Origin of the sequence: Bradyrhizobium sp. LTSPM299 (genome assembly GCF_000938235.1) — a bacterium.
In the GTDB taxonomy this organism is placed as follows: Bacteria; Pseudomonadota; Alphaproteobacteria; order Rhizobiales; family Xanthobacteraceae; genus Bradyrhizobium.
Window position 1 is genome coordinate 62,408 of sequence record NZ_JYMU01000023.1, and the last position, 16,097, is coordinate 78,504.

The window sequence follows — 16,097 nt, forward strand, 5'->3', positions numbered from 1 at the left end:
GAACTCACGCACGAACTATAGCAGAGCCGCTTGCGAAAGAAATAAAAAAACGTATGATCGTTTAATTGCGGAATGAATCTCACAGGGAGGGATCATGGCCTCGAACCAGGCGGCAATATTCAATTTCGACCTCGGCGAAACCGCGGATGCGATCCGCGAGACGGTGCATGATTTCTCGAGCAACGAGATCGCACCGCGCGCCGCCGAGATCGATCGCAGCAATCAATTCCCGCGCGACCTCTGGCCGAAGATCGGCGCACTCGGTCTGCACGGCATCACGGTCGAGGAGGAATATGGCGGCTCGGGCCTCGGCTATCTCGAGCATTGCATCGCGGTCGAGGAGATTTCGCGGGCCTCGGCCTCGGTCGGGCTGGCCTACGGCGCGCATTCCAACCTCTGCGTCAACCAGATCCGGCGCAACGGCAGCGAGGCGCAAAAGCGGAAATATCTGCCAAAACTGATCTCGGGCGAGCATGTCGGGGCGCTGGCGATGTCGGAACCGTCGGCCGGCTCCGACGTGGTCTCGATGAAGACCCGCGCCGAGAAGAAGGGCGACCGCTTTGTGCTCAACGGCAACAAGATGTGGATCACCAACGGCCCGGTCGCCGAGACGCTGGTGGTCTATGCCAAGACCGATCCGAACGCCGGCCCGCGCGGCATCACCGCCTTCATCATCGAAAAGGGCATGAAGGGTTTTTCCACCGCGCAGAAGCTCGACAAGCTCGGCATGCGCGGCTCCGACACCTGCGAATTGGTGTTCGAGGATTGCGAGGTGCCCGAGGAGAACGTGCTCTCCGAGGTTGGCCGCGGCGTCAACGTGTTGATGAGCGGGCTCGACTATGAGCGCGCGGTGCTGGCAGCCGGTCCGATCGGCATCATGCAGGCCTGCATGGACGTCGTGCTGCCCTACGTCCACGAGCGCAAACAATTCGGCGAGCCGATCGGTACGTTCCAATTGGTGCAGGGCAAGCTCGCCGACATGTACACCACGATGAACGCCTCGCGCGCCTATGTGTATGCGGTGGCGAAAGCCTGCGACCGCGGCGAGACCACGCGCGAGGATGCGGCCGGCGCCATTCTCTACGCTGCCGAGAAGGCCACCCAATGCGCGCTGGATGCAATGCAATTGCTCGGCGGCAATGGCTACATCAACGACTATCCCACCGGCCGCCTGTTGCGCGACGCAAAACTCTACGAGATCGGCGCCGGCACCAGCGAAATCCGCCGCATGCTGATCGGCCGCGAGCTGTTTGCAAAGACGGCGTAGGATTCGCGCGATAATCTTTTCCACAAGTCCTTGTCGGTATCCCCAACGAGACGTGCAACGCCCATGCCGCTTCATTCGACGATTGATCCCACATCCTCCGAATTTGCCCGCAATGCCGACGTGATGCGCGGCCTGGTCGCGGAACTCCGCGACAAGCTCAATCAGGTTGCCGGCGGCGGCGGCAAGGTTTCTCGCGCCCGTCATACGTCGCGCGGCAAGATGCTGGCGCGCGATCGCGTCGATCTGCTGGTGGACCCCGGCACCGCATTCCTCGAACTGTCGCCGCTGGCCGCCAACGGCCTTTATGGCGGTGACGTGCATTCGGCGAGCGTCGTGACCGGGGTGGGACGCATCTCGGGGCGCGAATGCATCCTCGTCGCCAACGACGCCACCATCAAGGGCGGCACCTATTATCCGATGACGGTGAAGAAGCATCTGCGCGCCCAGGACATCGCACGGCAGAACAATCTGCCTTGCGTCTACATGGTCGATTCCGGCGGCGCGTTCCTGCCGCTGCAGGACGAGATCTTCCCCGACGAGCGGCATTTCGGCCGCATCTTCTACAACCAGGCGCAGATGTCCGCAGCTGGCATTCCGCAGGTGGCGATCGTGATGGGATCCTGCACTGCCGGTGGCGCCTATGTGCCGGCGATGTCGGACGAGAGCATCATCGTGCGAAATCAGGGGACGATCTTCCTCGGCGGTCCGCCGCTGGTGAAGGCTGCGACCGGCGAGATCGTCACCGCCGAGGAACTCGGCGGCGCCGATGTCCATTCGCGGCAATCAGGGGTGACCGATCACTACGCCCAGAACGATGCGCACGCGATCGGGATCGCCCGGCGCATCGTCGGCACCCTGAAGCAGCCGACGCCTGCGTCGCTCAACATGCGTCCGCCGCAAGAGCCGTTGTTTCCAGCGGAAGAGATCTACGGCGTCGTCTCCGCCGACGGCAGAAAACCGTTCGACGTGCACGACATCATCGCGCGGATCGTCGACGGCTCCGAATTCGACGAGTTCAAGAAGCTCTACGGGACCACGCTGATCTGCGGCTTCGCCCATATCTGGGGCTATCCGGTCGGCATCATCGCCAACAACGGCATCCTGTTCAGCGAGAGCTCGCTGAAGGGCGCGCACTTCATCGAGCTGTGCTGCCAGCGTGGCATTCCGCTGGTGTTTTTGCAGAACATCACCGGCTTCATGGTCGGCAAGAAATACGAGGCCGGCGGCATCGCACGCGACGGCGCCAAGCTGGTGACGGCGGTTGCCACCGCCGGCGTGCCGAAATTCACCGTGGTGATCGGCGGCTCCTACGGCGCTGGCAATTACGGCATGTGCGGCCGTGCCTACAGCCCGCGTTTCCTCTGGCTGTGGCCGAATGCCCGCATCTCCGTGATGGGCGGCGAGCAGGCCTCGATGGTGCTGAGCCAGGTCCGCCGCGACAATATCGAGGCCAAGGGCGAGGCCTGGTCGGCGGAGGAAGAGGACAAATTCCGCGCGCCGATCCGTGCCCAGTATGAGAGCCAGGGCAATCCCTATTACGCCACCGCACGGCTGTGGGACGATGGCGTGATCGATCCCGCCGATACGCGTCTGGTGCTTGGGCTCGGCCTCTCGGCCGCCGCTAATGCGCCAATCGAACCGACGAAATTCGGCCTGTTCAGGATGTGATGCAGGATCTGATGATGGACCGCTCAAAACTCTACCGGCGTTTCCGTACGCTGCTGATCGCCAATCGCGGCGAGATCGCCTGCCGCGTCATCCGCTCCGCGCACGCCATGGGGCTGCGCACAGTGGCGGTCTATTCGGAGGTCGACCGCGACGCCATGCATGTCGCGCTCGCCGACGAGGCCGTGCTGCTCGGCCCCGCGCGGGCGCGCGACAGCTATCTCAACATTGAGCGCGTGATCGCCGCCGCCCGCGAGACCGGCGCCGAGGCCGTGCACCCCGGCTATGGCTTCCTCTCGGAGAACGCCGAATTCGCGCAGGCCTGCCTCGACGCCGGTCTGGTGTTCGTCGGCCCGACCGCCGGGATGATGACCGCGATGGGCTCGAAATCCGGCTCGAAGGCGCTGATGGAGAAGGCCGGTGTGCCCTTGGTGCCCGGCTATCACGGCGAGGCCCAGGACGAGGCGACCCTTGCGGACGCGGCCAACCGGATCGGTTTCCCGGTATTGGCGAAGGCCTCCGCCGGCGGTGGCGGCCGCGGCATGCGCGTGGTCAATTCGGCCGCCGAATTGTCGGCCGCGATCGTCAGCGCCAAACGCGAGGCCAAGGCGGCGTTCGGCGACGACCGCATGCTGATCGAGAAATACGTCCAGAACCCCCGGCATATCGAGGTTCAGATCGTCGGCGACAGCCATGGCAATCTGCTCTCGCTCTGGGAGCGCGAATGCACGCTGCAACGGCGGCACCAGAAGGTGATCGAGGAGGCACCGTCGCCGACGCTCAACGCCGCGCAACGCGAGGCGGTCTGCGCAGCCGCCCGCAAGGCGGCCGGTGCGGTCAACTACGTCGGCGCCGGCACCATCGAGTTCGTCTCCGACAGCAAGGACGTGTTCTTCATCGAGATGAACACGCGCCTGCAGGTCGAGCATCCCGTCACCGAGCTGATTACCGGCATCGATCTGGTCGAATGGCAGCTCCGCGTCGCCTTCGGCGAGGCGCTGCCGCTGAAGCAGGACGAGATCAAGCTCAACGGCCACGCCATCGAGGCCCGGGTCTATGCCGAGAACCCGCAGAAGAATTTCATGCCGTCGGTCGGCCGGATCAAGACCTGGCGGACCCCACCAGAGGGCGACGGCCTGCGCATCGATGCCGGCTATCGCAGCGGCGACGCCGTATCGCCTTACTACGACGCGATGCTGGCCAAGGTGATTGCCTGGGCACCGACGCGGCAGGCCGCGATCGAGAAGCTCAACCGCGGGCTGGAGCAGACCGATGTCCGCGGTATCGTCACCAACATCCCGTTCCTGTCGGCGCTGGTGATGCATCCGGAGACGCGGGCCAACAGGATTGACACCGGCTTCATCGAGCGCGAGCTGAAGAACCTGACGGCCGAGAAGGGCGCGGCGGGCGAGTTCGAGCTTTGCGCGGCGGTGGCTGCGATCGTCAACGAGGAACAGAAAGCCGCGCGAAGCGCCGCCAACTCGCCCTGGCAGACCTTCGGCTGGATGCCGGTCGGCCGCCGCCAGCGCGTCTTCTCGTTCCGGCAGGGCCATACCGCCGAGCAGACCATCACGTTGCACTATGGCCACGGACCCTCGACCTTGTCCGTCGGCGGGCACGAACTTGCCTTCACTATCTCATCACCTGACGATGGCGGATTCGATCTGACGCTCAATGGCCTCAAGTCGCGTGTTGCGTTCGTCATCGACGGTCACGAGCTCTATCTGCGCACCCGCAACGGCCGCTTCGATTTGCACTGGATCGATCCGTTCGGCGGCGAGAGCGACGAGGAGGTCGGCGAGGACAAGATCGTGGCGCCGCTGCCGGGCACTGTGGTGGCGCTGCTTGCCGAGGAAGGCGCGACACTGGAGAAGGGCGCGCCGATCCTGACGCTGGAAGTCATGAAGATGGAGCAGACCTTGCGCGCGCCTTACGCGGGCGTGCTGAGGAAGCTCAAATGCAAGGTCGGCGACATCGTCGGCGAAGGTGTCGAGCTTGCCGAGATCGAGCCGGCGGCGGCGTCATGAGCGATCATATCAGCATCATCGAAATGGGGCCGCGCGACGGCCTCCAGAACGAGAAGAGATCAGTCAGCGTTGAAGCACGCATCGCGTTTGTCGAGGCGCTGGTGGCGGCCGGGCTTACCACCGTCGAGGTCGGCGCCTTTGTCTCGCCCAAGGCGATCCCGCAGATGGCGAGTTCGGATCAGGTGTTACGCGGCGTCAGCCACGTCAAAGGCGCCGAATTCCATGTGCTGGTCCCGAACGAGAAGGGCTATGACGCCGCGCGCGCAGCCGGCGCCAAGGTCGTCTCGGTGTTCGCGGCCGCATCCGAAGGGTTTTCGCGCGCCAACATCAATTGTTCGATCGCGGAGTCCATCGAACGATTCAAGCCGGTTCTTGCGCGCGCCGGGGACGATGGCGTCAAGGTTCGCGGCTATATTTCGTGCGTGCTGGGATGTCCGTTCGACGGCGAGATCAAGCCGAAAGCTGTCGCCGATCTCGCGAAGACATTGTGGGACCTCGGCTGCTACGAAATCTCGCTCGGCGACACCATCGGGGTCGGCACGCCGCTCAAGGCAAAGCAGATGCTGCGGGCTGTCGCCGGCGAGGTGCCGGCGGACAGGCTCGCAATGCACTTCCACGATACCTACGGCCAGGCGCTCGCCAATCTCTATGCCGGCATCGAGGAGGGCGTCCGCGTCATCGACAGTGCCGCCGGTGGCCTCGGCGGCTGCCCCTATGCGCCAGGCGCGACGGGGAATGTGGCGACCGAGGATGTGGTCTATATGCTCGAGGGGATGGGGATCAGGACCGGCGTCGACATAGAGAAGCTGCTCGTGGCGACCAACGAGGTCGCCGGGTTGTTGGGCCGTCCACCAGTAAGCCGCGTCGCCTCGGCGCTGAATGCGAAGAAGAAGCACACGACCTCGTAGCGTGGGTAGAGCGCAGCGAAACCCACGAAGGTGATGGGTTTCGCTGCGCTCTACCCATCCTACGTGAGTCTCACCGGCTCCCGTCCGCTCCCATCACCAAATCCGGCAGCCAGGTGGAAATCCCCGGGAACAAGCACAGCATCAGCACTGCGAACATCATCAGCAGCACGAACGGCAGCGTGCCCCAGATCACCTCGCTCAGGGGAATATCCGGCGCGACATTGCGGATGACGAAGATGTTCAGGCCGACCGGCGGATGGATCAGGCCCATCTCCATGACGATGGTCATGACGATGCCGAACCAGATGATGTCGAAATTGGCAGCGCGCAGCGGCGGTAAAACGATCGGCGCGGTCATCAGGATGATCGAGACCGGCGGCAGGAAGAAGCCGAGCATGATTACCATCACCAGGATCGCGAACAGCAGCTCCCAGCGCGGCAGATGCATGGCGACGATGGATTCGGCGACCGACTGCGAGATGTGCAAATAGCTCATCACATAGGAATAGAGCAGCGACATGCCGATGATCATCATCAGCATGGTGGATTCGCGGATCGTCGATTTTAGGATCGGCGCCAGATCGTTCGGCCGCCATACGCTGTAGATCACCGCGATCAAGGCGAGCGCCAGCAGGCCGCCGAGACCGGCGGTTTCCGACGGCGTTGAGTAGCCGCCATAGAGCGCGATCATCACGCCGGTCAGCAGCAGCACGAACGGCAGCACCCGCGGCAGCGCGCTGAAGCGCTCGGCCATGGTGAACTCGTCGTGCTGCAGGATCGCTGCGTCCTTGCCGGTTGCGTCATAGACGGCGCGGGCCGCGGCATATTCTTTCCGGAAGCGATACACGGCGTAGACGCCGAACAGCGTCACCAGCAACAGCCCGGGGCCGATCCCGGCGAGGAACAGTCGGCCCAGCGATTTCTCGGCGGCGACCGCAAACAGGATCATCGTGATCGATGGCGGCAGCAGGATGCCGAGCGTGCCGCCGGCGGCGATGATCCCTGCGGCGAAGCCGCCAGAATAACCGCGCTTGCGCATCTCGGGGATGCCGGCCGAGCCGATCGCAGAGCAGGTTGCCGGTGAGGAGCCCGCCATCGCTGCGAACAGCGCGCAGGCAAACACGTTGGCGACGCCGAGACCGCCGGGCACGCGATGCAACCAGGCGTGCAGCGCCGAATAGAGATCCTGACCGGCGCGGGATTTTCCGATCGCAGCGCCCTTCAGGATGAACAGCGGGATCGACAGCAACGTGATCGAGGCCATCTCCTCATAGACGTTCTGCGTCACCGTATCGAGCGAGGCCGCCGGCATGTAGATCGCCATGAACACGACCGCGACCGCGCCCAGCGCGAATGCGATCGGCATGCCCGAGAACATCGCAAACAGGGTGGCAAGCCCGTAGGAGATGCCGATACCAAACACGGTCATCGGCGCGCGCCACCGGTCAGCGGAACGATGATCTGCAGCAGGATCTGCACGCAGAGAAGTGTCATGCCAAGCGCCATCAGCACATAGGGGATCGCGAGCGGCGGCGACCACATCGAGTTGGAGACCTGGCCGTCGACATAGGCCTCATGCGCCAGGGTCCAGGACTTCCAGGCGAAGAAGGTGCAGAACGCGAAGCTCGCGACATCGACCAGCCAGAGCCGGACGCTGTTGGCCCGCGTCGAGAGCAGGCCGACGAATGCCTCGATGCCGATATGGCCACGCTGGCTCTGCACATAGGCCGCGGACATGAAGGTGGCGCCGACCAGCAGGAACACGGCGGCCTCGTCCTGCCAGTAATTCGCCATGTGGAAGACGGCGCGCCCGATCACGCTGTAGCTGAGGACCACGCAGGCCGCGATCAGGGCGATCGCGGCAAACACCACGATGATGTTGTTGCAGATGGAAAGCGCGCGCTCGAGCAGCGCCACGGGCGTGTTGCCCGCGACAGGGCTTGCGGTTTCGGCTTGATCCGGGATCGGACCATGCATCATGTGGCGACGTCGCTTGCGAGTTTCAGCAGGTTGGCTGCCGTCGGCGTCTTGGCACCGTAGTCCTTCCAGGCGGTGTCGCGCGCAATGTCGCGCCACTTGCCGACGGTGGCGGCATCGAGCGCGCTGACCTTGGCGCCCACTTTCTCATAGACCTTGGCGACCTCGGCGTCGTCGTCCTGCGCGCCCTTGCGGCCGAAGGCTTCCAGCTCCTCGCCGACCGCCAGGATGACGTCCTGCTGGTTCTTGGGCAGCTTGTCGAAGATCGCCTTCGACATCATCAGCGGCTCCAGCATGAACCAATAGGATGCACCGGCGCCCGAGGTGAGGGATTTCGCGATCTCCTCGAGGCGGAACGAGATCAGGCTGGTGGAGGAGGTGATACCGGCGTCGCAGGCGCCGGTCTGCATCGCCGCGTAGAGCTCGTTGGAGGGGACCGACAGCACGGCGGCGCCGGCGGTCTGCAGCACCATGTCCATTTCGCGCGAACCGCCGCGCACCTTCATTCCTTTGGCGTCTTCCGGCGCCACGATCGGCTTCGAGCGGCTGGCGACGCCGCCGGCCTGCCAGACCCAGGAGATCAAGATGATGCCCTTGTCGGCGAGGAAATCGGTCAGCGCCTTGCCGACCGGCTCCTTCTTCCAGCGCATGCCCTGGTCGTAGGTCGTGACGAGACCCGGCATCAGGCCGATATTGGTCTCCGGGAGTTCACCGCCGGCATAGGGCATCGGATACAGGCTGAGATCGAGCGCGCCCTTGCGCATCGCCGAGAACTGCGCGTTGGTCTTGATCAGCGAGGAGTTCGGATAGACCTCGGCGGCAAGCTCGCCGCCGGATCGCTTTGCCACCTCGGCTGCGAACACCCGGCAGAGACGGTCGCGGAAGTCGCCCTTGTCGATCGTGCCGCCGGGGAACTGGTGCGAGATTTTCAGTGTGGTCGCGGCATGCGCAGTGCCGGTGCCCATCTGCAGAATGGCGGGCGCGGCGAGGGCGGACGCGAGGACGTGGCGGCGTGTGAGCATGGGTTCCCCCTGAAGAGCTTCTTGATGGGCTGTTAGGCCGGCGCTGGGCGCACCTTAGCCGGTCTTCGCGTGAATCTTCTCTAGTCTGATAGTTCGAGGGCTCTGATAGTGCGAGTGGACGCGCGACGGCAAGCTCCGAGCTTGCTGCGATGCACACTGCGGCGCGACGACGCAGTGTCGTCCAACCCCCGTGCGCGGTGGATCATCCGAACGAGGGCGGCGCCGCGGTTCAAGAATACGTCATTGAGGTAACGTTCGATGGTCCTGACGCGTCGACAAGACAGCGGCAATCGTCGCTCTCACATTCGACCACACCAGGGATGATCATCATGACCACCAAGACCAGCATCGGCCTTTCGGCCGCGCTCCTCTCGTTGAGCCTTGCGCTCGCACCGGCCACGTTTGCCCAGGACAAGATGGGCAAGGACGACGGGATGAAGAAAGAGGACACGATGTCCAAGGACGGATCCAAGGATGCCATGAAGAAAGACGGTGGCATGATGAAGAAGGACGACGCCATGAAGAAGGATGGCGGGATGATGAAGAAAGACGACGGCATGAAGAAGAACTGACCTGCCGGCACAATGCCATCATCGCCGGGCCCGCTATATCGTGGCGGGCCCAAAGCGTATCAGCCTATCGCTTCTTCTTGCCGCGCTCCTTGCGGGCGGCGTAGCGGGCGTCGCGCTTGGCCTTCTGATCGGCCTCTTCTGCGGCGAGCCTCGCCACCTCCTCTTCCTTTTCGCGGGCGATCCGGACGGCCTCGGCCGCCGCGGCCTCTTCCTCGCGCCGCTTCTGTTCGGCCTTCTCGACCTCGCGGGCCTCTCTGGCCTTTTCACGCCGTTCGGCGGTCGCTGCGCGCTCGTCGGCGCGCGCCTTCACGGCCGGATCATCAGGACCCGGCTGGGTGCGAAACTTGTTGAGGATCTGCTGCCGCGCCAGCAGGGCCGCTTTCTGGCGGTCGGCAAAACCGGGTTCCTTGAAGCCACTCATAGAGGAAGCCTTGCTGCTTTCTGTTCGGGGGATGGGGTTTCAGTTGGGCGTCTAATAGGTGAAGCCTACGCAAAACGCCAGCGTTGAACGAGGGCGACAGAGCAGGGGAGATATGAGTGAACAGCAAATAGCCCAAAAACCATCCTGATGGGTGCGCTGGTCACCGCGATTCGCCGAAAATTCTAACCGCGCGAGAACGGCTCGGGCCGCCCGTTGGTGCCCAGGACCTTTGCGCCCAGGACCTTTAAGCCCAAGACCTTTGTGCCCAGAACCTTTGCAACCGTCTCGGCCGTCATCGTGGCCCGGTCGGAGGCCCGTTGGACCTCCAGCCTGTCACGCGCTCTTTCCTGGACCAGCAGGTCGATCAGCCGCCGCCGGCTGGTCTCGTCGATAGCTTCCGATAGCAATCGCCGGTAACGCTGATAGTCGTAGGTGGTTTCCCGGGTCGCTTCTTGTTCGCTCATCGGCACGCTCCGCACCACGCGCTCCCTGAGCAAGCAGTTTTTCGCAACCAGCCGCAGCGTGCAACGGAATAGCGGCCTGGATGCTCGGGCGGCGCATTTAATTGCGCGACTGTTGCAGAATTGATCGCACGCCACCGTGCAAAGCGGCCATGATGGGCGCTCGCAGGATTTGGAACCGATGCATTCATGAGCGATTCCGACGAGGGAGGCAGCCGCCGCGGCGCGCTGGTGGGACTGCTGGTAGCGGCGGTGATGCTCGCGGTCGGCCTCTGGCTTGCCCATGACCTGACCGCAGCGAGCAAGCTACAGGACTGCCTGATGTCGGGCCGCACCAACTGCAATGTGATCGAGCCGGCGCGCTGATGGTTCTTGCGGCAGTGCGGTATAGATCCCACATCAGGGTCCAAGGGGTAGTCCGAAAGTTCGGTCCGAAGTGTGGTTTTGATCACATAGGCCGGCGACGGGCGGCGCCTAGGCTTCTGGGGATCGACAGGAACCAAGACCATGATACCCAATCTGTGGTCCCGAAAGGCCGTGGTGCTGGCCACCGTGGTCGTGACATGCGCCTGCCTGGTGGCGTTTGTGGCGTTTAGCCTGGCCTCGCCCGAGCAGGTCTCCAGCGCCGCGCTCGGCCCGGACTGGCAATGCAGCAGGGTCGCCTTCGTGCTCACCACCTGCTCCCGCGTGGACAATGTCGCGACCGGGGCGATCCAGGTGCGGGCGAAGGATGTGCCGGCGAAGGAAGACTGCCCCGAGCCGTGACTCGAGCGGCTGGCCGATCCAGGCTGCCCGCATCATGCCTTATTGTTTCTTGGCGGCGCGCGACTTGATCGACAGGCCAAGGCGCATCGCCATTTTCTTGATTCGGTCCGGCGAGCGCCCGGTGGCCCTGGCCACATCCTCGAGTGTCTTGGATGAGCGTGCTAGTTCCATCAGTCGGCGGTCCTCCTTGAATGACCAGCGCGGCTTTCGGGCCATCGTCTCAATATCCTCGTCTTGGCAGCAACAAGGCCGTCAGGCAGAATCGCCTGACGGCCTTGCCGGTGTGGGCCCGGACCTTGGGGAAATGTCCGGTGGATAAGCAATACTGCTTGCGGATAAGGTCGCAATTGAAACTGGAACTTAACCTAACCAATCAAGGTTACTCCAGTGGAACACGGTGGGAGGCCATATGCGCAAGGTCGCCATTCTGGGTGCCGCAGCGCTTGCCCTGTCCGGCTGCTGGTCCGATACCGAGGTCACGGGATCGACCAACACCTGCGCGGCCAATCTCTATCGCCAGTACAATCCCAAGGTCATGGACCAGTGCGTCAACGCCTGCATCAAGTGTGACCACGGCAATGTCACGACCTGCACGACCTCCTGTACGCTGAAGGGGGCGCGATAGTTGATCCGCGCACTCGCTGACGTGAGCGGTGGCTTCTACAGTTGAGGCAATGGTCGCGGGCGATATCAGTCCGCGTTCCTGAACTTCGGCGCACGCCCATACATCAGCGCCCGCCACAGCCACTCGATCGGGCCGTAGCGGAAGCGCTGCAGCCACCACCGACTGGCGATTGCCTGCGCAACATAGACCGCGATGACGATCGCAAGCCCGGTCACGGAATCCAGCTTGCCGAACAGGCCGAGGCCATAGCCATAGAACACAAACCCGAGAATGACCGATTGCAGGATGTAGTTGGTGAAAGCCATCCGTCCGACCGGCTCGGCCCAGCGTAAGAGACGCGCGCCGGCCGTGGTGGTCTCCGCTGCCAGCACCAGCGCGGCGTAGCCCAAAGCGAGCGCAAGCGTGCCGGCGGGACTGCTGTAGGCCCGCGCGAACGGCGCGAGCGTCAAGCCAAGGCCTCCAGCGATCGCGAGCACCGCGGCAAGCCGCAACCATGCCGCCGATCGGCGCGCCGCCGCGAACAGGCCGGCCCGCCAGCATGCCGCGCCGAGCAGGAAGAGCCCGAGCGTGCGCGGCAAGACGTAGCTGTGCAGCGGCAGGAGCGCCGCGACCTCCTTGATCCGGTACGCAAGAATCTCCGAAAAACCAGCCGTCGCGTAGATGCGGTTGGCTTCGCCGACATGGGCGACGAGCCAGGATCGATCGGGAAAGGGAATGATGGTCGGTAGCACCGGCTGCAGCAGATAAAGCGCGAGGAAGGCCACGCTGCCGGCCGCGATCAGCCATGTCGGCGCAAACAGGAACGGCAGCACGACCAGACCCGCAAGCGCGTATTCGGCGAGGATATCGCCGTTCCAGATCAGGAAGAGATGGATCAGGCCAAAGCCGAGCAGCACCAGCATTCGCTGCACCAGGAGACGCGTGCGTTGGTCGTTGTGTGCGAGACGGTCGAACTGGATCGCAAGGCCGACCCCGAACAACAGCGAGAACAGCGCGAACGCCTTCATGTCGATGAAGATGTCGAGCGCGCGGTCGACAAGGCCGCCGAGCCCCTGGTCCGGCGTGCGCGGCAGGAATTGCTGGAAGATCGAGACCCGGAATTCGGTTTCCAGATTGATTGCAAGCACGCCAAACAGCGCAATCCCGCGCAGGGCGTCGATCGAGCCGAGGCGGGACGAGGGAGCAGTAGGGGCAGCTGACGGACGAACGGCGTCGCCGCTGACGATGGTCATTTCGAATCCCGGGCATCGGCCTGCGACGCAGGAGACTACTCATCAATCGCGGGCCTTGCACGATGAAATGAACGGCTTTATCGCGGTAGACGCGACGCCGTCGAAGCACGAAAGCTGGTGATCGTGGGACACAACTCTATGAGCGAAGCTTCATATGTTGCGGTTGACTGGGGCACCAGCAGCTTGCGGCTCTGGCTGATGGATCGTGCTGGTGGCATCCTCGGGGAACGCCGCAGCGACGAGGGCATGATGGCGGCGGCCAAGACTGGCTTTGCATCCGTGCTGCAATCGCATCTCGATGCCCTCGCTGTGGCGGTCAATCTGCCGGTCGTGATCTGCGGCATGGCCGGCGCGCGGCAGGGCTGGGTCGAGGCCGGTTACGTCGACACGCCGGCGCGTCTCACCGATATCCTCGACCGCGCCGCTCGCGTCCCCGACCAGGCGCGCGACATCCGGATCCTGCCGGGGATCGCGCAGCGCGATGCGGCGGCGCCCGACGTGATGCGCGGCGAGGAAACCCAGTTGCTCGGCGCACTCGGCCTGGATGCTGCTGGCGAGGCCATCGTGTGCATGCCGGGGACGCATTCGAAATGGGTCCGCGTCCACGGCGGCACCGTCGAGCGCTTTGCGACCTTCATGACCGGAGAGCTGTTCAGCGCTGTTGTCAGCGACACGATCCTGTCGCATGCGGTTGGTGGCGCCGAGGATGCCGTGGACGCCGATGCCTTCACATCGGCGGTCGCGGAGGCTTTTGCGACGCCGGCGCTCGCCGCCAATTTGCTGTTCCGGGTACGATCGCGGCAGCTGCTGTTCGGAGGCAGCGCATCGGCCGCGCGCGAGGCGATCTCGGGCACGTTGATCGGCCTCGAACTGGCGGCTGGACTTGCCGGACAAACGCCGCGAGCCGCCGTCACGCTGATTGCCTCGGGGCGGCTTCAAGTGCTCTATCAATTGGCTCTCGAAACCCTCTCCGTGCCCAAGAGGTCCGTCGACGCAGAGGATGCAGTCCGCCACGGTCTTGCCAGGGCGGCCGCCGCAATCTGGACGACATGAAGGATCAATCCAAAGGATCTGCCAATGAGTATTCCGTTCCCACCGATGAAGCGTCCGCTGGTCGCGATCCTGCGCGGCGTGCGGCCGGACGAGGCCGATGGCATCGTCAGCGCACTGATCGAGGCCGGCATGACGGCGATCGAGATTCCGCTCAATTCGCCGGAGCCGTTCCGTTCGATCGCAACTGCGGTCAAGCTTGCGCCCGTCGATGTCCTGATCGGCGCGGGCACCGTGCTGACGACTGATCAGGTCGATCGTCTCCATGACGTCGGCGGCCGGTTGATGGTGTCGCCGAACGTCGATGCCGACGCGCTGGCGCGCGCCGGCGCGCGGTCGATGGTCACGCTGCCCGGCGTATTCTCGCCGACCGAAGCGCTGCTGGCGGCGAGGGCCGGCGCCTCGGGCCTGAAATTCTTTCCGGCGAGCGTGCTTGGCGCCGCCGGCATCACCGCAATCCGAGCCGTGTTGCCACCCGACCTGATGATCGCCGCCGTCGGTGGCGTCTCCGACACCAATTTTGCGGAGTATGTGAAAGCGGGGATTCGCGCGTTCGGCCTCGGCGGCAGCCTCTACAAGCCGGGCATGAATGCTGCCGAGATCGCCACGCGCGCGAAGCTGACGATCGCAGCGTATGACGCGGCAATCGAAAGCGCTTTATAGGACTCGTTCAGTCTTACGCTGCCTCGGCAGAACGGTAGACGGCTGTGCCAACCGGTTGTCCGCCGACCGAAAACTGGACTTTGTGGGCGCGCCAGTCACTATCGCGCACGGTCTGGAGAATGATCCTCGCAAGGTCGGTGTAATCGTCGGGTTCGCCTGGGTCGAGGGTGAAGCCATATTTGGGAAGCAACTGGTTCAGGCTATCTCGCACTTCCAGAACGACGGGCATCTTGCGGGCTTCTCACAATTTCGGAGGATGACCCGTTAAAAATGGGATGTGAAAATTAAGAGCCGGTTAACCGACGGCAATTCATCGTGCGAGATCGATGCCGACTCCGTGATAATGTTAATCGTTCTGTCGGCCGCCATCGATCACCCGGAACAGCGGCGCGGCCTCGCGGGGATGCTCGAGCAGTTCGTCGACCATGGCAATGGCGGCTGTGACGTATTTCGCGGTCGCAGAATCCAGCGGCCGTTCGGCCTCGTCGGCGAGCGCAAGCCTGGCGCCTTCGAGCAGCGCGCGGGTTCGCGCGGCGGGCTCATCACCGGCCGTCAGCGCAGCTCTGGCGATCGATCGCAGGACGAACAATTCGCCCTCCAGCCGCAGGAGTCGATCGTTCAGCTTGGTCAGGACGGTGTTCAAGTTCCGCATGATGTCCTCGGTCGCTCCTGGGGGCACATAGCGTTTTCGAGCGAAGTGGACGCCGGTTCGCGTGAAGAAAACGCGTCAAAAAAGAATCTGGCCACCCAAGCCATTACACGGCGCTTTCTTTACAGGTCCTTGTTGCCGGAATTGTTGCCTGTCGAACCCGCTTACCCAGCGCAATTGGGGGCTGCGCCGACGGCGTCAATTCAACCTGCTTCTTGCGCAAATTGAGATAGTAGAATAGTACCGATTACATTGCGGACATCGAACCTTTTTCACGATGAATATTGCGACCGATATCGCGTGGGTGCTGCACACGGCGGTGACCCGCCGCTCAGCGATCTTGAGCGCGATGGATACTCTCTCTGACAATTCGGCGAGGCGCTCCTGCTTCCCATCCTGGTTCCGACGATTTTGCGGTTTGGCGCCTGTCGGCTGACCGGTATGGCGCGGGCCGCCATGTTGGCAGTCAATTGCAGTCCCTGGAACCGACCTCTCGAGACGTGTAATCGGCAACGGAGAGATTTGTGCTCTGGTGGCTCTGGACAGCGATTGCGATAGTCGCACTTGTTTACGGGGCGAAGTGGTTCGTCGGGTGGTGGATACGGCACAACGGAAACTGGAACAAAGACTGATTGCGCGCATGATCGATCAGCCGACCAGACCGGCCCGTTGCAAATCAAGCGGGCCGGGCTCGATCGGCGGCGCGACGGTCTCGAGGGGGTGGGGCGCGATAGGGGCAGTTGCTCCATTGGTCGTGGTGCTCTGCCTCTCCGGCTGCGCGGCAACCACCGAA

At 63.7% G+C, this 16,097-nt stretch carries 19 protein-coding genes; 10 read left to right on the forward strand and 9 right to left on the reverse strand.

The features are described 5' to 3' along the window. Positions 1-94 precede the first annotated feature (94 nt). The 4 genes from UP10_RS14565 (at position 95) to UP10_RS14580 (ending at position 5,867) form a co-directional block, all read left to right on the forward strand. On the forward strand, positions 95-1,267 hold the full coding sequence (locus UP10_RS14565) for an isovaleryl-CoA dehydrogenase (RefSeq protein ID WP_044588022.1): 1,173 nt from the start codon (positions 95-97) through the stop codon (positions 1,265-1,267). A 63-nt stretch (positions 1,268-1,330) separates the two neighbouring features. Next, complete coding sequence (locus UP10_RS14570) at positions 1,331-2,935, forward strand: carboxyl transferase domain-containing protein (protein ID WP_044588023.1); 1,605 nt, start codon at positions 1,331-1,333, stop codon at positions 2,933-2,935. A gap of 14 nt (positions 2,936-2,949) precedes the next feature. Beyond that, positions 2,950-4,959 carry an acetyl/propionyl/methylcrotonyl-CoA carboxylase subunit alpha gene (locus tag UP10_RS14575; protein ID WP_044588258.1) on the forward strand — a complete coding sequence of 670 codons (2,010 nt, stop codon included), beginning with the start codon at positions 2,950-2,952 and terminating at the stop codon, positions 4,957-4,959. Further along, positions 4,956-5,867: a hydroxymethylglutaryl-CoA lyase gene (locus UP10_RS14580; RefSeq protein ID WP_044588024.1), complete on the forward strand. Its 912-nt coding sequence runs from the start codon at positions 4,956-4,958 to the stop codon at positions 5,865-5,867. The genes UP10_RS14575 and UP10_RS14580 overlap by 4 nt, the downstream gene beginning before the upstream one ends. A gap of 70 nt (positions 5,868-5,937) precedes the next feature. On the opposite strand, the gene UP10_RS14585 is transcribed toward UP10_RS14580, so the two are convergent. The 3 genes from UP10_RS14585 to UP10_RS14595 are packed head-to-tail and all read right to left on the reverse strand — an operon-like array spanning position 5,938 to position 8,866. Then, on the reverse strand, positions 5,938-7,296 hold the full coding sequence (locus UP10_RS14585) for a TRAP transporter large permease (protein ID WP_044588025.1): 1,359 nt from the start codon (positions 7,294-7,296) through the stop codon (positions 5,938-5,940). After that, positions 7,293-7,847, reverse strand: a complete 555-nt coding sequence (locus UP10_RS14590) for a TRAP transporter small permease (RefSeq protein ID WP_044588026.1) — start codon at positions 7,845-7,847, stop codon at positions 7,293-7,295. The genes UP10_RS14585 and UP10_RS14590 overlap by 4 nt, the downstream gene beginning before the upstream one ends. Further along, entirely contained in the window at positions 7,844-8,866 is a 1,023-nt protein-coding gene (locus tag UP10_RS14595) for a TRAP transporter substrate-binding protein (protein ID WP_044588027.1), read from the reverse strand. The genes UP10_RS14590 and UP10_RS14595 overlap by 4 nt, the downstream gene beginning before the upstream one ends. 329 nt (positions 8,867-9,195) lie before the next feature. Between UP10_RS14595 and UP10_RS14600 the strand changes: the two genes are divergently transcribed. Continuing rightward, positions 9,196-9,438 carry a pentapeptide MXKDX repeat protein gene (locus UP10_RS14600; RefSeq protein ID WP_156180036.1) on the forward strand — a complete coding sequence of 81 codons (243 nt, stop codon included), beginning with the start codon at positions 9,196-9,198 and terminating at the stop codon, positions 9,436-9,438. A 64-nt stretch (positions 9,439-9,502) separates the two neighbouring features. Here UP10_RS14600 and UP10_RS14605 read toward each other — a convergent pair whose 3' ends face one another. Then, positions 9,503-9,859 (reverse strand): DUF6481 family protein, encoded by a 357-nt coding sequence (locus tag UP10_RS14605; protein WP_044541997.1) that lies wholly within the window; start codon positions 9,857-9,859, stop codon positions 9,503-9,505. 182 nt (positions 9,860-10,041) lie between these two features. Further along, positions 10,042-10,323 carry a hypothetical protein gene (locus UP10_RS14610; RefSeq protein ID WP_245321744.1) on the reverse strand — a complete coding sequence of 94 codons (282 nt, stop codon included), beginning with the start codon at positions 10,321-10,323 and terminating at the stop codon, positions 10,042-10,044. A gap of 186 nt (positions 10,324-10,509) precedes the next feature. On the opposite strand from UP10_RS14610, the gene UP10_RS45225 reads away from it, so the two are divergent. Together UP10_RS45225 and UP10_RS14615 are read left to right on the forward strand one after the other, a co-directional pair. Continuing rightward, complete coding sequence (locus UP10_RS45225) at positions 10,510-10,686, forward strand: hypothetical protein (protein WP_197082766.1); 177 nt, start codon at positions 10,510-10,512, stop codon at positions 10,684-10,686. A gap of 141 nt (positions 10,687-10,827) precedes the next feature. Next, positions 10,828-11,085, forward strand: coding sequence for a hypothetical protein (locus tag UP10_RS14615; RefSeq protein ID WP_044588028.1), 258 nt, complete (start codon positions 10,828-10,830; stop codon positions 11,083-11,085). 39 nt (positions 11,086-11,124) lie between these two features. Here UP10_RS14615 and UP10_RS45230 read toward each other — a convergent pair whose 3' ends face one another. Beyond that, entirely contained in the window at positions 11,125-11,301 is a 177-nt protein-coding gene (locus UP10_RS45230) for a hypothetical protein (protein ID WP_197082767.1), read from the reverse strand. A 193-nt stretch (positions 11,302-11,494) separates the two neighbouring features. Between UP10_RS45230 and UP10_RS14620 the strand changes: the two genes are divergently transcribed. Further along, complete coding sequence (locus UP10_RS14620; protein WP_044541999.1) at positions 11,495-11,710, forward strand: hypothetical protein; 216 nt, start codon at positions 11,495-11,497, stop codon at positions 11,708-11,710. A 65-nt stretch (positions 11,711-11,775) separates the two neighbouring features. Here the strand turns inward: UP10_RS14620 and UP10_RS14625 are convergent, their stop codons facing one another. Continuing rightward, positions 11,776-12,942, reverse strand: a complete 1,167-nt coding sequence (locus UP10_RS14625) for a DUF418 domain-containing protein (protein ID WP_044588029.1) — start codon at positions 12,940-12,942, stop codon at positions 11,776-11,778. 138 nt (positions 12,943-13,080) lie between these two features. Between UP10_RS14625 and UP10_RS14630 the strand changes: the two genes are divergently transcribed. After that, the gene (locus UP10_RS14630) at positions 13,081-13,995 is read left to right on the forward strand and encodes a 2-dehydro-3-deoxygalactonokinase (RefSeq protein WP_044588030.1); all 915 of its coding nucleotides are present in this window, start codon (positions 13,081-13,083) and stop codon (positions 13,993-13,995) included. A gap of 24 nt (positions 13,996-14,019) precedes the next feature. Beyond that, positions 14,020-14,655, forward strand: coding sequence for a 2-dehydro-3-deoxy-6-phosphogalactonate aldolase (locus tag UP10_RS14635; RefSeq protein ID WP_044588031.1), 636 nt, complete (start codon positions 14,020-14,022; stop codon positions 14,653-14,655). A gap of 13 nt (positions 14,656-14,668) precedes the next feature. On the opposite strand, the gene UP10_RS14640 is transcribed toward UP10_RS14635, so the two are convergent. Next, positions 14,669-14,884 (reverse strand): hypothetical protein, encoded by a 216-nt coding sequence (locus UP10_RS14640; protein ID WP_044588032.1) that lies wholly within the window; start codon positions 14,882-14,884, stop codon positions 14,669-14,671. A 117-nt stretch (positions 14,885-15,001) separates the two neighbouring features. Beyond that, entirely contained in the window at positions 15,002-15,307 is a 306-nt protein-coding gene (locus UP10_RS14645; protein WP_044588033.1) for a hypothetical protein, read from the reverse strand. Between the last annotated feature and the right edge of the window lie 790 nt (positions 15,308-16,097).